This is a genomic window from Kitasatospora sp. NPDC088742 (assembly GCF_055584905.1).
In genome coordinates, this window is sequence record NZ_JBVJLD010000004.1 from 19,529 (window position 1) to 35,650 (window position 16,122).

15 protein-coding genes are annotated in these 16,122 nt (G+C 72.3%); 7 read left to right on the forward strand and 8 right to left on the reverse strand.

Going from position 1 to position 16,122, the window contains the following annotated elements; all coding sequences use genetic code 11:
• Positions 1 to 23: 23 nt before the first annotated feature.
• Positions 24 to 323: a hypothetical protein gene (locus ACZ6ZR_RS05690; RefSeq protein ID WP_465639681.1), complete on the forward strand. Its 300-nt coding sequence runs from the start codon at positions 24 to 26 to the stop codon at positions 321 to 323.
• Positions 324 to 655: 332 nt separating this feature from the next.
• Here ACZ6ZR_RS05690 and ACZ6ZR_RS05695 read toward each other — a convergent pair whose 3' ends face one another.
• The 5 genes from ACZ6ZR_RS05695 to ACZ6ZR_RS05715 all read right to left on the reverse strand — a co-directional run bounded on the left by ACZ6ZR_RS05695 (position 656) and on the right by ACZ6ZR_RS05715 (position 5,998).
• The gene (locus ACZ6ZR_RS05695) at positions 656 to 1,798 is read right to left on the reverse strand and encodes a M48 family metalloprotease (protein ID WP_465639682.1); all 1,143 of its coding nucleotides are present in this window, start codon (positions 1,796 to 1,798) and stop codon (positions 656 to 658) included.
• A gap of 85 nt (positions 1,799 to 1,883) precedes the next feature.
• Entirely contained in the window at positions 1,884 to 2,906 is a 1,023-nt protein-coding gene (glnII, locus tag ACZ6ZR_RS05700; RefSeq protein WP_465640057.1) for a glutamine synthetase, read from the reverse strand.
• Between the two features lie 185 nt (positions 2,907 to 3,091).
• A complete protein-coding gene (locus tag ACZ6ZR_RS05705) occupies positions 3,092 to 4,042 on the reverse strand; it encodes an SCO1860 family LAETG-anchored protein (RefSeq protein ID WP_465639684.1) in 951 nt (316 codons plus the stop codon).
• Between the two features lie 127 nt (positions 4,043 to 4,169).
• The gene (locus tag ACZ6ZR_RS05710; protein WP_465639686.1) at positions 4,170 to 4,850 is read right to left on the reverse strand and encodes a uracil-DNA glycosylase; all 681 of its coding nucleotides are present in this window, start codon (positions 4,848 to 4,850) and stop codon (positions 4,170 to 4,172) included.
• A gap of 62 nt (positions 4,851 to 4,912) precedes the next feature.
• Positions 4,913 to 5,998: an amidohydrolase family protein gene (locus ACZ6ZR_RS05715; protein ID WP_465639688.1), complete on the reverse strand. Its 1,086-nt coding sequence runs from the start codon at positions 5,996 to 5,998 to the stop codon at positions 4,913 to 4,915.
• Between the two features lie 97 nt (positions 5,999 to 6,095).
• On the opposite strand from ACZ6ZR_RS05715, the gene ACZ6ZR_RS05720 reads away from it, so the two are divergent.
• Together ACZ6ZR_RS05720 and ACZ6ZR_RS05725 are read left to right on the forward strand one after the other, a co-directional pair.
• Positions 6,096 to 7,178 carry an aminotransferase class V-fold PLP-dependent enzyme gene (locus tag ACZ6ZR_RS05720; RefSeq protein WP_465639690.1) on the forward strand — a complete coding sequence of 361 codons (1,083 nt, stop codon included), beginning with the start codon at positions 6,096 to 6,098 and terminating at the stop codon, positions 7,176 to 7,178.
• 99 nt (positions 7,179 to 7,277) lie between these two features.
• A complete protein-coding gene (locus ACZ6ZR_RS05725) occupies positions 7,278 to 7,664 on the forward strand; it encodes a VOC family protein (RefSeq protein WP_465639692.1) in 387 nt (128 codons plus the stop codon).
• Here the strand turns inward: ACZ6ZR_RS05725 and ACZ6ZR_RS05730 are convergent.
• The 3 genes from ACZ6ZR_RS05730 to ACZ6ZR_RS05740 form a co-directional block, all read right to left on the reverse strand.
• A complete protein-coding gene (locus ACZ6ZR_RS05730) occupies positions 7,645 to 7,821 on the reverse strand; it encodes a hypothetical protein (RefSeq protein ID WP_465639694.1) in 177 nt (58 codons plus the stop codon). The genes ACZ6ZR_RS05725 and ACZ6ZR_RS05730 overlap by 20 nt on opposite strands.
• Before the next feature lie 141 nt (positions 7,822 to 7,962).
• Complete coding sequence (locus tag ACZ6ZR_RS05735) at positions 7,963 to 9,531, reverse strand: glycoside hydrolase family 53 protein (protein ID WP_465639696.1); 1,569 nt, start codon at positions 9,529 to 9,531, stop codon at positions 7,963 to 7,965.
• 57 nt (positions 9,532 to 9,588) lie between these two features.
• Complete coding sequence (locus ACZ6ZR_RS05740; RefSeq protein ID WP_465639697.1) at positions 9,589 to 11,607, reverse strand: beta-galactosidase; 2,019 nt, start codon at positions 11,605 to 11,607, stop codon at positions 9,589 to 9,591.
• Between the two features lie 159 nt (positions 11,608 to 11,766).
• On the opposite strand from ACZ6ZR_RS05740, the gene ACZ6ZR_RS05745 reads away from it, so the two are divergent.
• The 4 genes from ACZ6ZR_RS05745 (at position 11,767) to ACZ6ZR_RS05760 (ending at position 16,028) form a co-directional block, all read left to right on the forward strand.
• A complete protein-coding gene (locus ACZ6ZR_RS05745; RefSeq protein ID WP_465639699.1) occupies positions 11,767 to 13,086 on the forward strand; it encodes an extracellular solute-binding protein in 1,320 nt (439 codons plus the stop codon).
• Between the two features lie 77 nt (positions 13,087 to 13,163).
• Entirely contained in the window at positions 13,164 to 14,078 is a 915-nt protein-coding gene (locus ACZ6ZR_RS05750; protein WP_465639700.1) for a carbohydrate ABC transporter permease, read from the forward strand.
• The gene (locus tag ACZ6ZR_RS05755; RefSeq protein WP_465639702.1) at positions 14,078 to 14,932 is read left to right on the forward strand and encodes a carbohydrate ABC transporter permease; all 855 of its coding nucleotides are present in this window, start codon (positions 14,078 to 14,080) and stop codon (positions 14,930 to 14,932) included. Before ACZ6ZR_RS05750 ends, ACZ6ZR_RS05755 begins: the two co-directional genes overlap by 1 nt.
• Before the next feature lie 52 nt (positions 14,933 to 14,984).
• Complete coding sequence (locus ACZ6ZR_RS05760; protein ID WP_465639704.1) at positions 14,985 to 16,028, forward strand: LacI family DNA-binding transcriptional regulator; 1,044 nt, start codon at positions 14,985 to 14,987, stop codon at positions 16,026 to 16,028.
• The last annotated feature ends 94 nt before the right edge of the window (positions 16,029 to 16,122 follow it).

The following is a 16,122-nucleotide window of genomic DNA, read 5'->3' on the forward strand; positions in this document are numbered from 1 at the left end:
TTCGTCTGTGAGAGGCACCTCTGATGATCCGTAAGGCCGCGACCGCCGTGACCGTCGCCACTCTGGCCGCGTTGGCCTTCGCTCCCGCCACCGCGCAGGCCGTTCAGGAGGAGGACGGGCTGAAGGGCGCGCTGGACACCTCGTGCGAGGAGGTCGGCAAGCTGGGCACCCAGCAGGGGCTGGCGATGGCCGGGTTCCTCGCCCAGGGGCTGCCGGGCGGGCACGCGCTGGGGAACTGCACCGCGCACGCCGTCTCGGAGGGCGACGGCCAGCTGGCCTCGATGCTGAACGCCACCCCGATCAGGTCGGTGGACCTGCGCTGACGGCGGCCCCGGGCTAGGGGCTGTCCCCTTGGTGGGGTCGGCTGTGACATCGTGCGGCTCCGCCGCGTGAGCGGGCGTCGCTGGGGTGCGTGGCTCGGCGGCGCCGAGAAGGGGGCACCTCCCGGCCGAAGGCTGGGATGCCGAAGGCTGGGTGGGGGCACCTCCCGGCCGAAGGCTGGGATGCCGAAGGCTGGGTGGGGGCACCTCCCGGCCGAAGGCTGGGGGAGAGTCCATGCGGAGCATCGGCGACCGACGAGAAGCCGGCGAAGGGCCCCTCCTGCCCGATGGCGGGCAAGGAGGGCGCGTGCCCCGGCGGCGCCCGCCCGGCCCCATCAAGGAGACAGCCCCTGGGCCGCCGTCCAGGCCCGGGCGGCGGCGATCCGGGCGGTGGTGGTGGGGTGGGTGGCGAAGAGCAGGACGACCCAGCGCGGCGGGTCCACGTCGGCGACGTTGGTGACCGCGAGGCGGCGCTGCATGGCGATGAACTGCTCCGGTTCGCCGGTGAGTTCGAGGGCGTGCCGGTCGGAGCGTGCCTCGATCCGGCGGCTGGCGGCGCACTGTGCGGGCCCGGCCAGGGCGGAGAGCAGTGCCCCGCAGGCGGCGAACAGGAAGAGCGAGCGCGGGTCGGCCGCCGAGTCGGCGCCGGCCGCGGTGAGCAGGGGCTGCCAGGAGGTCAGCAGGCCGAGCAGGGCGACCGCGAGGGCGGTGCCGAGGGCGGCGAGGGCGGTGCCGGTGAGGACGTCCCGGTGTTTGACGTGGCCGAGCTCGTGGGCGACCACCAGCTCGGTCTCGCGCGGGTCGGCGGTGGCGAGCAGGGTGTCGTAGCAGACGATCCGCCGGGTGGCGCCGAAGCCGGAGACGTAGGCGTTCAGCGCGGTGGTCCGCCGGGAGGCGTCGGCGACCAGCACCTCGCGCACCCGGATCCCGTCCCGGCGCGCCAACTCCAGGAGTGCGGTGCGCAGTTCGCCCTCGGGCAGCGGGGTGAAGCGGTTGAACAGCGGCTCCACCACCAGCGGGAAGAGGAAGGAGAGCAGCGCCACCAGCACCGCCGCCGCCCCGGCGGCGGGCAGCCACCAGCCGTGCGGGGAGAGGCCGGTGAGCGCGTACAGCCCGAGCCCGAGCGGCAGGCCGAGCAGCAGGCTCAGCGCCAGGCCGCGCAGCTGGTCGACCGCCCAGCCGCTCCAGCCCTGGGTGACCAGCCCGTACCCGCGGCGGATCTCCCGCAGCCGGGCCCCGAACGGGAGCCCGGCGAGCTGGGAGAGCAGCACCAGGGCCGCCACCCCGGCCAGCACCTCGGCGGTGCGCGAGCCGCCGAACAGTCCGCCGGCCCAGGAGACCAGCCCGGCCCCGGCGGGGGTCAGGCCGAGCGCCAGCGGGAGCAGCAGGCCGGCCGCGCGGGCGCCGAGCGCCCAGGGCAGTTGGGCCCGGCGCAGTGCCCGGCCGCGGGCGAGCTGTTCGGAGGTGAAGTCGTCCATGCCCGCAAGGATGGCAGGCAACGGCAACGGCCCGCCCTCCCCCTGCGGGGTGGGCGGGCCGGCGCGTGACGGGTCGTCAGCCGGATCAGACCTGGCCGGCCTTCTCCAGGGCCGCGCAGCAGGTGTTGATCAGAAGGCGGGTCACCACGTACGGGTCGACGTTCGCGTTCGGGCGACGGTCCTCGATGTAGCCCTTCTGGTCGACCTCGACCTGCCACGGGATGCGGACCGAGGCGCCGCGGTCGGAGACGCCGTAGGAGTACACGTTCCACGGGGCGGTCTCGTGCTTGCCGGTCAGGCGGGACTGGATGTCGTCGCCGTAGTTGTTCACGTGCTCCAGGACGATCTCCTGCGAGGCGCCGAGCGACTCGCAGGCGGTGATGATGGCCTCGTAGCCCTCACGCATCGCCTTGGTGGAGAAGTTGGTGTGGGCACCCGCGCCGTTCCAGTCACCACGGGCCGGCTTGGCGTCCAGGGTGGCGTCGATGCCGAACTCCTCGGCGGTGCGGTAGAGCAGGTAGCGGGCGATCCACATGTCGTCCGAGACGGTCAGCGCGTCGACCGGGCCGATCTGGAACTCCCACTGGCCGGGCATGACCTCGGCGTTGATGCCGCAGATCGCCAGGCCGGCGTCCAGGCAGCGGTCCAGGTGCAGCTCGACGATCTCGCGGCCGAAGACCTCCTCGGCGCCGACACCGCAGTAGTAGCCGCCCTGCGGGGCCGGGAAGCCGCCCTCCGGGAAGCCGAGCGGGCGGGAGCCCTTGAAGAAGGTGTACTCCTGCTCGATGCCGAAGATGGCCTCCTGGGCCACGTACTTCTCGGCCGCCTCGCGCAGCGCGGCGCGGGTGTTGGACTCGTGGGCGGTGCCGTTGGTCTCCAGCACCTCGCAGAGGACGAGGATGTTGTCACCGCCGCGGATCGGGTCCTTGGTGACCTTCACCGGGTCGAGCACACGGTCCGAGGCGTGACCCTCGGCCTGGTTGGTCGAGGAACCGTCGAAGCCCCAGGTGGGGATCTTGTCGGCGTTCGGCAGGACGCGAGTCTTGGAACGGAGCTTCGCGGTCGGCTTCGTGCCGTCGATCCAGATGTACTCGGCCTTGATCGCCATTGCGGTGAACCTCACTGCTTGGGTGGTGGGTGCCCGCGTAGCGTCGCAAGCCGCCGTTTCCCGGTTGTTCCTCCTATGTAACGCCCATGTGAACCAACCGTCCGCAGCGGCACCGGTACGGTCCGACAGTGTCAGGTCCGGAATGCGGGACGGCGATCCCGCCAGTCGGGACGTTCTCGGGACGGTCAGCGCCTGCGGGCGTGGGCCCGGCGGCGGCGGGTCAGGCGCAGCGCGACCGCTCCGACCAGCAGCAGCGTGCCGGCGGCGGCCAGCGTGGTGCCGGTGCCGCTGACTCCGGTGGAGGCGAGCTGCTCGCCGCCCCTCGACGCGGCGGGGCTCGGGCTCGGGCTCGCCACGGCGGGGACGGCGCGGTTGGCCCGGCTCGGCTCCGCGCTGGGTCCTGCGCTGGGCGCGGCGCTGGGAGAGGCGCTCGTGGACGGGCGGGGGGCGGGCTTCTCGCAGCTGACCGAGGCGACGGTGATCTTCCCGGTGACCTTGGCGACGTTCAGCTGGAGCGGGTTGAGGTCCAGCTGGACCTCCAGCGCGGAGGCGGCGGCGGTGCTGGTCGTGGTGGTGCGCCTGGAGAAGCCGACGTCCACCGTGCCGACGCCGGGGACCTCCACGTGGGTCGGGCCCTCGACCTTGAGGGTGACGGGCTTGCCGAGGACGGTCAGCCGGGCCGGGGAGTCCACCTTCGCGGTCGGCGGGCCGTCCACCGGGCAGGTCACCTCGGCGGTGAGCGCCTCGACCACGAGCAGCGGGGCCCCGACCAGACCGGGCGCGCCGAGGTCGGCCTTGGTGAGCTGCACCCGCGCGGAGGAGCCGCTCGCGTCCGCCTTGGTGGTCGAACGGCCCACCTCGGCCCGGACCAGGTTGACCGGGCGGCCCTGGTCGACGCCGGCCACGGTGGCGGTCAGCGCCGTACCGTCCTTGCTGGCCGGGGACTGCACCTTGTTCAGCGAGATGTTCACCGGAACGGTGGCCGTCCGGCCCAACACGCTGACGTCCAGCTCGAGTTCGGCCGTGACGGCGGAGGCCTTGCCGGCGGGCTCGGCGGCGTGGGCGGTGGGTACCGCCAGGAACGCGACGAGGGCGGTGGCGGCGGCGGTGCGGAGGACGGTGCTGTGCACGGGCATGGCGGAGGAGACCCCTGTGGAGTTGGCCGGACTGGATGAGCCGCCCAGTCTGGTCCGAACAGTCCGTCACATCAGTAACACTGTCGGTTAGTTCACTCGTTGGGGTTGTTTACCCGAAAGATGCCGCCTACGAGGGGAGGCGCCAGTCGACCGGGGTGGCGCCCTGTTCGGCCAGCATCTGGTTGGCGCGGCTGAAGGGGCGGGAGCCGAAGAAGCCGCGGTCGGCGGACATCGGGCTCGGGTGGGCGGACTCCACCGCGGGGACGGGGCCGAGGATCGGGCGGAGGTTGCGCGCGTCGCGGCCCCAGAGGATGGCGACCAGCGGGCCGCCGCGGGCGACCAGGGCGCGGATGGCCTGCTCGGTGACCTCCTCCCAGCCCTTGCCGCGGTGGGCGGCGGGCTTGCCCGGGGCGGTGGTGAGGGCGCGGTTGAGCAGCAGGACGCCCTGCTGCGTCCACGGCGTCAGGTCGCCGTTGGCGGGCGGCGGGAAGCCGAGGTCGCGGCCGTACTCCTGATAGATGTTGATCAGGCTGCCCGGGATGGGCCGCACGTGCGGCGCCACCGAGAAGCTCAGCCCGACCGCGTGGCCCGGCGTGGGGTACGGGTCCTGACCGACGATCAGGACCCGGACGGCGTCGAAGGGCTGCTGGAACGCGCGCAGCACGTCCGGCCCGGACGGCAGGTAGGTCCGGCCGGCGGAGAGCTCGCCGCGTAGGAAGCCCCCCATCTCGGCCACCCGGCCGGCCACCGGCTCCAGCGCCCTGGCCCAACCAGGTTCGACGATCTCGTTCAGCGGACGTGCACCCATACGGCCCAGCCTATCCGCAGGGGCGGACAGCCCAGACCGACCGGCAATTGGGGGGTGGGTCTCTAGCGGACGATCCGCCCGCGCAGCACCACCAGCTGAGGGTCCGCCAGCACCCGGACGTCCGCCCGTGGGTCCTCGGCGTAGACCACCAGGTCGGCCGGGGCCCCCTCGGTCAGCCCCGGGCGGCCGAGCCACTCCCGGGCGCCCCAGGTGGTGGCGGAGAGCGCCTCTACGGCCGTCAGCCCGGCCTTGGTCAGCTCGGCCACCTCGTCGGCGACCAGACCGTGCGCCAATGAACCACCCGCGTCGGTGCCGACGTAGACCGGCACGCCCGCGTCGTGCGCGGCCGCCACGGTGTCGTAGCGGCGCTCGTGCAGCCGCCGCATGTGGGCGGACCAGACGGGGAACTTGCTCTCGCCGCCGTCCGCCAGCTTGGGGAAGGTGGCGATGTTGACCAGGGTCGGCACGATCGCGACGCCGCGGGCGGCGAAGGCCGGGATCAACTCCTCGGTCAGGCCGGTGGCGTGCTCCACGCAGTCGATCCCGGCGGCCAGCAGGTCGGGCAGCGACTCGGCCGCGAAGCAGTGCGCGGTGACCCGCGCGCCCTCCTCGTGCGCCGCCGCGATCGCCTCCTTCAGCGCGTCACCGGGCCAGCAGGCGGCCAGGTCGCCGCAGCCGCGGTCGATCCAGTCGCCGACCAGCTTGACCCAGCCGTCGCCGCGCCGGGCCTCGTCCCGGACGTAGGCGGCCAGGTCGCCGGGCTCGATCTCGTGGGCGTAGTTGCGGATGTAACGCCGCGTCCGGGCGATGTGGCGGCCGGCCCGGATGATCCTCGGCAGGTCCTCGCGGTCGTCGATCCACCGGGTGTCGGCGGCCGAGCCGGCGTCCCGGATCAGCAGGGTGCCCGCGTCCCGGTCGGTGACGGCCTGGCGCTCGCTGGTCTCGGCGTCCACCGCGCCGTGCGCGTCCAGGCCGACGTGGCAGTGCGCGTCCACCAGGCCGGGCAGCACCCAGCCGCGCACCGTGCGGGCCTCCGCGGCGGGCCGTCGGTACGTCACCCGGCCGTCCACCACCCAGAGTTCGTCCCGGACGTCCTCCGGACCGACCAGCACCCGCCCCTTGACGTGCAGCACCGCACCATCGCTCATGGGCGCACTCTACCGACGGGGGTAGCCACTGCCGAGGGCACCGACAGGGCAGACTGTTCGGGAACGCTCCTCCGCCGAAAGACCGAAAGGCCGTCCCGTGAGCCCCTTCCTCGACCTCCCGCCGCTCGGTGCGGCCCGGTTCGCCGCGATCGAGGACCGGGTCGCGGCGCTGCTGCACACCCGGGCCGACGTGATCGTCATGCAGGGCGAGGCGCTGCTGCCGCTGGAAGCCGCGATCCGGGGCGCCGTGCGGCCGGGCTCCACCGCGCTGAACGTGGTCACCGGGCCGTACGGGCAGACCTTCGGCGGGTGGCTGCGCAGTTGCGGCGCCGAGGTGGTGGACCTGGCGGTGCCGTTCACCGGCGCGGTGACGGCGGCTCAGGTGGCCGAGGCGCTGGCGGCCCGGCCGGAGATCGACTTCGTCTCGCTGGTGCACGCCGAGGCCGCCACCGGGAACACCAATCCGGTCGCGGAGATCGCCGAGGTGGTGCGGGAGCACGGGGCGCTGCTGATGCTGGACGCGGTCGCCTCGGTGGCGGCCGAGCCGCTGCACACCGACGCCTGGGGCGTGGACCTGTGCGTGATCGGGGGTCAGAAGGCGATGGGCGGCCCGGCCGGGGTCTCGGCCGTCTCGGTCAGCGCCCGGGCCTGGGAACGGATCACCGCCAACCCGGCCGCGCCGCGCCGCTCCTACCTCTCCCTGCTGGACTGGAAGGAGTGCTGGACGGACGCCGGGCGCACCGTACTCCCGCACGCCCCGGCCCAGTTGGAGATGCTCGCGCTGGAGGCCTGCCTGGACCGGATCGAGACCGACACCCTGGACGCCACCATCGCCCGGCACCGCGCCGCCGCCGCGGCCCTGCGCGCGGGCGTCCGCGCCCTCGGCTCCCTCTCCCCCTACGTGGTCGAGGACCGCGCCGCCGCCCCCGTCGCCACCACCCTCCTCACCCCGCCCACCCTGGACGCCGCCACCCTGGCCACCGCCCTGGGCCGCACCCTCCCCGTCCAGTCCGGCGGCGGCGCCCTCTCCACCACCATGCTCCGGGTCAACCACTACGGCCCCCACGCCTCCCTGGACACCGTCCTCGCCGTCCTGACCGCCCTGGCCGAACACGCCCCGGGCGGCGGCGAGTTCCTGGAGGCCGCCGAGAAGGCCTGGTCCGCGGCGCTCGCGGAGTAGTTTCCGACGGGCCGTCACACTCTCGGGCCGGCGCACGTCGACGAGGTACGGAGTACCGAGAACACCGACCCGAGAGGCAGCACAGTGCTGACCAGCGTCATGTACACCACGCTCTACGTCACCGACCAGGACCGCGCGCTCACCTTCTACACCGAGCAGCTCGGCCTGGAGAAGCGGATCGACTTCCCCGGCCCCGACGGGCGCTTCCTCACCGTGGGCGTCCCCGGCAGTCCGCTGGAGATCATCCTCTGGTCGCACGCCGCCGCCTCCGGGCAGCCGGTCGAACCCCAGGCCGGCGGCACGCCCGGTCCGGTCTTCCTGGAGTCGGACGACCTGCGGAAGGACTTCGAACTCTTCCGTGGTCGCGGGGTGACCTTCGATTCGGCGGAGCCGGAGGAGTACGGGTACGGCGTCCGCATCGAGGCGGTGGACCCGGACGGGAACCGGATCTCGCTGCGCCAGCGGATCACTCCGGCTGCCCGCTGAGGGCCGACTCGGCTGGTGCTCGCCGGACTTGGAGAAGCGGCAGGACGGCGAGCACGCTGAGGCCGTAACAGAGCGCCACCGCGCCGAAGAGCAGGAACGGGCCCGCGGCGGTCAGGACGGTGCTGAACAGCAGCACCACCGGACCGCCGCGCGCCACCGCCAGGAAGGCCAGCCGGCCCGCGGTGGAGAGCAGCAGGCCGATCAGGATGGAGCGGGCCAGCAGGCGGTGCTGCCGGCGCCACGCAGGGGCGCGCCCTCGGCCGGGGGAGGTGAGGGCGCGCCCGGGGGTGAGGGACGGTCAGCGGTGCTTGAACCAACTCGCGGCGCTGGTGACCTTGTTGGTGTAGTCGAACAGCGCCTGGTTCTCCCAGGCGTTGCCGGAGGTGGAGTCGGCCGGGTCCCAGCCGTTGCCCGCCACGGCGGTCCAGGACGGTTCCCAGTAGAAGACGCCGAGGCCGCGGCCGTTGGGGACGGCTTCGACCACGTTCATCACGTCGCGCAGGTTGGCGGCCTGGCCCGCCTGGGTGGCGGGGTAGCCGCTCTGGACGTCGGCGGCGAGGAAGTTGTTCTCCAGGGCGTCGTTGTCGGCGGTGGTGAAGGCGTAGGCGGTCTCGGCGACGAAGACCGGCTTGCCGTAGCGGGCGGCCGCGTCGTCCAGGGTGGCCTGGAGGTCGCTCAGCGGGCCGTGCCAGTAGCCGTAGTAGGAGAGCCCGATCAGGTCGAACGGCACCCCGTTGGCCACCGCCTGGTCGAAGAACGCCCGGGTGCCGGCGAGGTCGCCGCCCTTGGCGAGGTGCAGCGCCACCTTGGTCGAACCGCTCACCGCCTTGGCCGCGTTGGCGCCCTGCTTGAGCAGTGCGGCCAGGCCGGCCCAGTTGGAGGTGGAGCCGTTGGGCAGCAGCATGCCGCCGTTGATCTCGTTGCCGATCTGCACCATGTCCGCCGTGGTGCCCTGCGCCTTGAGGGCGTTCAGCACGTCGAAGGTGTGGTTGTAGACGGCGGTCTGGAGCTGGGCCTGGGTGTAGGAAGCCCAGGCGGCGGGCTTGTCCTGCTGGCCGGGGTGGGCCCAGTGGTCGGAGTAGTGGAAGTCCACCAGCACGCCCATGCCGAGCGCCTTGGCGCGCTTGGCCATGGCCAGCACCTGGGTCTTGGTGTTGTAGCCGTCGGCCGGGTTCACCCAGACCTTGAGGCGGACGTAGTTCATCCCGTTGGAGTTGAGGATGGTCATCGCGTCGCCGCCGGTGCCGGAGGCGTACTTGTAGACGCCGCCCTTGTCCTCGCTCTTCTTCAGGGAGGAGAGGTCACCGCCCTTGACCGCCAGGCCGGTGGCGCCGGGGGTCAGGGTGAGGTCGTCGACGTTCAGCCAGTTCCCGGCGTTGGCATCGGAGTTGATGCTGACGGTGCACTGGTTGGCGGTGACGGCGACCGAGGTGACGATCCGTATCCAGCTGCCGTTGGGGGTCGGCGGCAGGTCGGTGCGCTGTTCGGCGGAGCCGCAGTTGCGCAGGGCGAGGTAGGCCGCGTTCTGGCCGCCACCGGAGCGGACCCAGGCGCTCAGGGTGTACGTCCCGTTGGCGAGGCCGGAGAGGTACTGGTAGGTCTCCACCTTGTAGGCGGAGGCCGACCAGTGGCTGAGCCGGTACGAGCCGGTGTGGCCGCCGGCCTCGGTGAAGGAGGCGGCGTTCTGCCCGGCGGCGGAGAAGGTGGACCAGCCGGTGGGGGTGGCGGTGCCCGAACCGTCCGTCTCGAAGCCGGAGTTGGTGAGTGTGCTCGCGGCCTGGGCGCTGGTGGGGAGCGCACAGACGGCGGCGGAGAGCAGGAGCGTGGCGGTGGCGCTGCTCAGCAGGCGCTTGGTTCCCTGGTGCATCGTCATCCTTGGCGATGAGGTGGGGTGGGGGAGGTAACGCGGACCCCGGGCACGGCACTAGCGGGTGTGGACCACCCGGGCGGTACCGGCGGGGACGGAGAGGTGGCCGGTGACCGGAGCGCCGGTGAGGAGCTCGGTGCCCGGGAAGGCGAGCGGGACGACGGCGTCCGCCTCGCTGTGGTTGATGGCGAACAGGTACCGGCCGTGCTCGCCGTCCCGCTCCACCACCTCGACGTCGAAGGGCAGTCGGCGCTCCGCCAGCCCGGCGTCCGCGCAGGCGCGGGCCAGCACGGTGTCCAGGTCGCCGCCGCTCAGCCGGCTGGAGACGTACCAGGCCGAGCCGGCGCCGAGCACGTGGCGGGTGACGGCGGGGTGCCCGGCGGCGGGGCCGTCGGCGTAGCTCCAGACCGTCTCCGCGCCGCGCGGGACGACGAACTCCGACCAGACGTCGCCGGTCAGGGCGCCGGCGGGGCCGGTCAGCGAGACCCGCTCCCCCGCCCGCAGTGGCGCGAACTCCTCGACGGTGAGCCCGAGGACGTCCCGCAGCGCGCCGGGGTGGGGCCCGGGCTGCACGGTGTCGTGCTCGTCGACGATGCCCGAGAAGCAGGAGACGGCGAGCGTGCCGCCGTCCCGGACGTACCCGGCGAGATTGGCCGAGGCCGCCTCGGTCATCAGGTAGAGGGCCGGGACCAGCACCAGCGGGTAGCGGCCGAGCTCGGCCTCGGGGTGGGCGAAGTCGACCGTCAGGTGGCGGTCGTAGGCGGCGGCGTACCAGGTGTCGGCCCGCTCGCGCGGGTCCAGGTCGACGCTGGGGCGCCACTCCAGCTTCTGCGCCCACCAGGACTGCCAGTCCCAGAGGATCGCCGCGTCGGCCTTCACCCGGCTGCCCCGGACGGCGCCGAGCGCGGTCAGGTCGGCTCCCAGCGCGACGACCTCGCGCCAGATCCGGCTGTCCGTGCCGGCGTGCGGCAGCATCGCGGAGTGGAACTTCTCGGCGCCGTAGCGGGAGGCCCGCCACTGGAAGAACATCGCGCCGTCCGAGCCGCGGGCGACGTGGGCCAGGCTGTTCCGGGCCAGCTCACCGGGCCGCTTGGCGATGTTCCGGGGCTGCCAGTTGACGGCGCCGGTGGAGTGCTCCAGCAGCAGCCAGGGCTTGCCGCCGGCCACCGAGCGGGTGATGTCGGCGGACATCGCCAGGTTGACGTGGTTCCGCTCGGCCTCGGCGACCAGGTAGTGGTCGTTGGAGACGATGTCGACCTCGCGGCCCCAGGTCCAGTAGTCCAGTGACTCGCACTGGGAGAGCGCGGTCATGAAGTTGGTGGTGACCGGGATGCCGGGCGCGAGCTCGTGCAGCACGTCCCGCTCGCGCTTGAAGTTGTCCAGGATGGCGTCGTTGGTGAACCGCGCCCAGTCCAGCTTCTGCGCCGGGTTCCCTGCGGTCGGGGTCAGCCGGGGCGGGCGGACGTCCTCCCAGCGGGTGTACTGCTGGCCCCAGAAGGCCGTCCCCCAGGCCGAGTTGAGCTCGGCGAGGGTTCGGTAGCGGTCGGTCAGCCAGCGCCGGAAGTGGGCGGCCGAGGTCTCGCAGAAGCACTCGCTGACCGGCACGCCGTACTCGTTGTGCACGTGCCAGAGGGCGAGCGCGGGGTGCTTGCCGTAGCGCAGCGCGAGCTGCTCGGTGATCGCGAGCGCGGCCTCCTGGTAGGCGGGCGAGCTGTGGCAGATCGCGCCGCGCCCGCCGAACTCGTACCGGACGCCCTCGCGGGTGACCGGGAGCGCCTCGGGGTGCTCGCGGTAGAACCAGGCCGGCGGCACCACGGTCGGGGTGCCGAGGTCGGCCCGGATGCCGTTCGCGTGCAGCAGGTCGAGCAGCCGGTCCAGCCAGCCGAAGTCGAACACGCCGCGCTCGGTCTCCAGCAGCGCCCAGGAGAAGATCCCGACGCTGACCATGGTGACGCCGGCTTCACGCATCAGCCGGACGTCCTCCTGCCAGACCTCCTCCGGCCACTGCTCCGGGTTGTAGTCCCCGCCGAAGGCGAGCGCGTCCAGACCCACGGGCCAGGTCAGCGGGTGTTCCATGTGAGGCTCCATCAGACGATTCTGTGAACGTGCACAGCCCGCCGGGCGCTGTGTCTCGCCTAGATAACCGTACGACTCGAAGCATTGACAAGTGTCCGGGAGATTTCCCTACTGTGAACGTGCACAGCCGATGACCAGTGATCCCCGGAGGACCCCCACATGAACCGTCGCCTCCCCGCCGCAGCCGCAGCCGTGCTCGCCGGCGTGCTCGCGCTCTCCGCCTGCTCCAGCTCGACGGGCACCGGGGGCGAGGCGGTCAAGCAGGCCACCGGCCCGGTGAACCTGACCTTCTGGTCCTGGACGCCGAACATGGACAAGGTGGTGGCGATCTGGAACCAGGCCCACCCCGAGATCCAGGTGAGCGTGCAGAAGCAGGCCAGCGGCGACGACCTGGTCACCAAGACCATCACCGCCGCCAAGGCGGGCAACGCCCCCGACCTGGTCCAGGCCGAGTACCAGGCGCTCCCCACCCTGGTCTCCAACGACGTGCTCGCCGACATCGCCAAGCAGAGCGGCGCGGCCAAGGCGCAGTTCGCCGCCGGGGTCTGGCAGCAGGTCTCGCTCGGCTCGGACGCGGTCTACGCGATCCCGCAGGACACCGCACCGCTGGCCTTCTACTACCGCACCGACCTGTTCCAGCAGTACGGCCTCAAGGTGCCCACCACCTGGGCCGAATTCGCCGACACCGCCCGGCAGTTGAAGCAGAAGGACGCGAGCAGGGCGCTCACCACCTTCTCCGCCAACGACTCCGGCCTGTTCGCCGGCCTGGCCCAGCAGGCCGGGGCCAAGTGGTGGACCACCTCGGGCGAGAACTGGAAGGTGGCCATCGACGACACGGCCACCAAGAAGGTCGCCGACTTCTGGGGCGGCCTGGTCAAGGAGGGCGCCGTCGACAACCAGCCGATGTACACGCCCGCCTGGAGCAAGGCGCTGAACGACGGCTCGCAGATCGCCTGGGTCTCCGCGGTCTGGGCCCCCGGCGTCCTCACCAGCTCCGCCCCCGACACCAAGGGCAAGTGGGCCGTCGCCCCGCTGCCGCAGTGGACCGCGGGCGAGTCCGTCACCGGCAGCTGGGGCGGCTCCGCGACCGGTGTCACCACCGGCGCCGCGAAGGCCGGGCACTCCGACGCAGCCGCCAAGTTCGCCACCTGGCTGAACACCGACCAGGCCGCCGTCACCGCGCTGGTCAAGGAGGCCAACATCTACCCGGCCGCCACCTCGGCGCAGACCGGCCCGGCGCTGGCCACCGCCCCCGAGTTCTTCGCCACCCAGCCCGACTTCTACGCCAAGGCCGCCGAGATCGCCAAGGGCACCGCCCCGGCCGCCTGGGGCCCGAACGTGAACGTCGCCTACTCCACCTTCAAGGACGCCTTCGGCAAGGCCGCCCAGGGCAAGAGCGACTTCGGCCCGGCGCTGACCGCCATGCAGCAGGCCACCGTCGCCGACATGAAGAAGAACGGCTTCAAGACCGAGGGCTGAGAGCCTCCGACCAGTCGACCAGGCCCGGGGCCGGCCGCTCTTCGGCCCCGGGCACCGCACCGAACCCAAGGACCGCCATGGCGCCCCCGCAGCCCCGGCCGACCAGGCGACTCGCGCCGTACGCCTTCCTCGCCCCCGCCACCCTGCTGTTCGCCCTGTTCTTCGCCCTGCCGATCGGCTACGCCGTCCACCTGAGCTTCCGTGCCGTCCGGGTGAAGGGCCTCGGCCTGGGCTCCGGCGCCCGCACCGAGGTGTGGGCCGGGCTCTCCAACTACACCTCCGCGCTGGGAGATCCCGAGCTGCTCGGCGGCGCCGGGCGCACCCTGGTCTACGGCGCACTGCTGGTGCCGGCGATGCTCGGCGCCGCGCTGTTCTTCGCCCTGCTGCTGGACACCCCGGCGGTCCGCTTCGGCGCCTTCTCCCGGCTGGCCATCTTCCTGCCGTACGCGGTGCCCGGCATCGTCGCCTCGCTGCTCTGGGGCTTCCTCTACCTGCCGACCGTCAGCCCCGGCTACTTCCTGCTGACCAAGGCCGGGATGGACGGGCCCGACCTGCTGTCCGGGAACGGCCTCTACGTCGCGCTGGCCAACATCGCGGTCTGGGGCGGCACCGGCTTCAACATGATCGTGATCTACACCTCGCTGCGCTCGATCCCCATCGAGCTCTACGAGGCGGCCCGGCTGGACGGCTGCTCCGAGCTGAAGATCGCCCTGAAGATCAAGATCCCGATGGTGCTGCCCTCGCTGGTGCTCACGTTCTTCTTCTCGATGATCGCCACCCTCCAGGTGTTCAGCGAGCCGATGACGCTCAAGCCGATGACCAATGCGCTCAGCTCCACCTGGAGCCCGCTGATGAAGGTCTACCGGGACGCGTTCATCCAGGGCGACATCCACTCCGCCGCCGCCACCTCGGTGGTGGTGGCCCTCGCCACCCTGGTCCTTTCCTTCGGCTTCCTCAAGCTGGTCAACAAGCGCACCGACGGGGGCAGCTGATGCGTAGTCCGATGACACCCGGCCCGAAGCCCACCCGGTGGATACCCACCCTGATCCTGCTGCTCGGCGCGGTCTACTGCCTGATCCCGATCGTCTGGGTGGTGATGGCCTCCACCAAGAACGGGCAGGAGCTGTTCACCACCTTCACCTTCGCGCCCGGCTCCGGCTTCCTGGACAACCTGTCCGAGCTCTCCTCCTACCGGGACGGCGTCTACTGGCGCTGGATGCTCAACTCCGCGCTGTACGCCGGGCTCGGCGCCCTGCTCTCCGCCTCGCTCTCCGGGGTGACCGGCTACGCCCTCGCCAAGTACCGCTTCCGGGGCCGGAACGCGCTGTTCAGCATCCTGCTGGCCGGCGTGCTGATGCCGCCGATCACGCTGGCCATCCCGCAGTACCTGCTGATGGCCGAGGCCGGTCTCGCGGACAGCTACTGGTCCGTGCTGCTGCCCAGCATCCTCAGCCCGTACGGCATCTACCTGGCCCGGATCTACGCGGCCGCCGCGATCCCGGACGAGGTGATGGAGGCCGGACGGGTCGACGGGGCACGGGAGTTCAGGCTGTTCCGGAGCGTGGCGCTGCCGATGATGGTGCCCGGCCTGGTGACGGTCTTCCTGTTCCAGTTCGTGGCGATCTGGAACAACTTCCTGCTGCCGTACATCATGCTCGGCGACGACTCGAAGTTCCCGGTCACCGTCGGCCTGTACTCGCTGCTCCAGCAGGGGGCCAACGCGCCCGCGCTCTACACCCTGGTGATCACCGGTGCGCTGCTCTCGATCGTGCCGCTGATCGCGCTCTTCCTCGGCCTCCAGCGCTACTGGCGGATCGACCTGCTCTCGGGCGCCGTCAAAGCCTGACGCGGCATGAGAGAGTCCTGACAGACCACCAGAACACCGATCGAGGAACGACATGACGGAGCCAGCGCCCCGACGGCAGACCGGCCGGACCAGGCGCCCGCCGACCATCCACGACGTGGCCGCCGAGGCGGGCGTCTCCCGGGGCACCGTCTCGCGGGTGCTCCAAGGCGGGCACAACGTCAGCCCCGCAGCCCTGGATTCGGTGAACGCGGCCATCAAGAAGCTCGGCTACGTGGTCAACCGGGCCGCCCGGAGCCTGGTCACCCAACGCTCGGGCTCGGTCGCCTTCCTGCTCACCGAGCCGCAGGAGCGCTTCTTCGAGGACCCCAACTTCGTGACGCTGCTGCGGGGTTGCACGGCGGCGCTGGCCGACCACGACATCCCGCTGATCCTGATGACGGCCGGGAACGAGGCCGAGCGCCGCCGGGCCACCCGGTACCTGGCGGCCGGTCACGTGGACGGGGTGCTGCTGGTCTCCTCGCACACCGGCAACCCGATCCTGGAGGAACTGCGCCGGGCCGAGCTCCCGGTGGTCTGCTGCGGCAAGCCGCTCGGCCACCGGGGCCGGACCGCCTACGTCGCGGCCGACGACCGGGAGGGCGCCAAGGACATGGTCCGCCACCTGTTCGACTCCGGCCGCCGCCGGGTGGCCACGGTGGCCGGCCCGCAGGACACCCCGGGCGGGGTGGAGCGGCTGATCGGCTACCGCGAGGTGCTGGCCGAGTACGGCTACCCGTACGAGGAGGAGCTGGTCGCCTTCGGTGACTACAGCCGCACCGGCGGCGAGGCCGCCACCACCGCCCTACTGGAGCGCTCCCCCGGGCTGGACGCCCTCTTCGTCGCCTCCGACCTGATGGCCGAGGGCGCGCTGGCCGCCCTGGAGCGGGCGGGCCGCACCGTCCCCGGTGACGTCGCGGTCGGTGGCTTCGACGACTCCCCCGTGGCCCTGAGCGCCCGGGTCCCGCTGACGACCATACGGCAGCCCTGGGACCGGATCAGCGAGGAGATGGTCCGCCTCCTGCTCGCCCAGATCGCGGGCGACGAACCCGCCACCGTGATCCTGCCGACCGAGCTGGTGGTCCGCGCCTCGGCCTGACCGTGACGGTGAGAAGGGCGGTTTTCGGACAGGGTGGCGGATTGCGGGCGGGTAACAAGTGACGGCACCGCCTCCGTCACCAGGGAAGATCTGC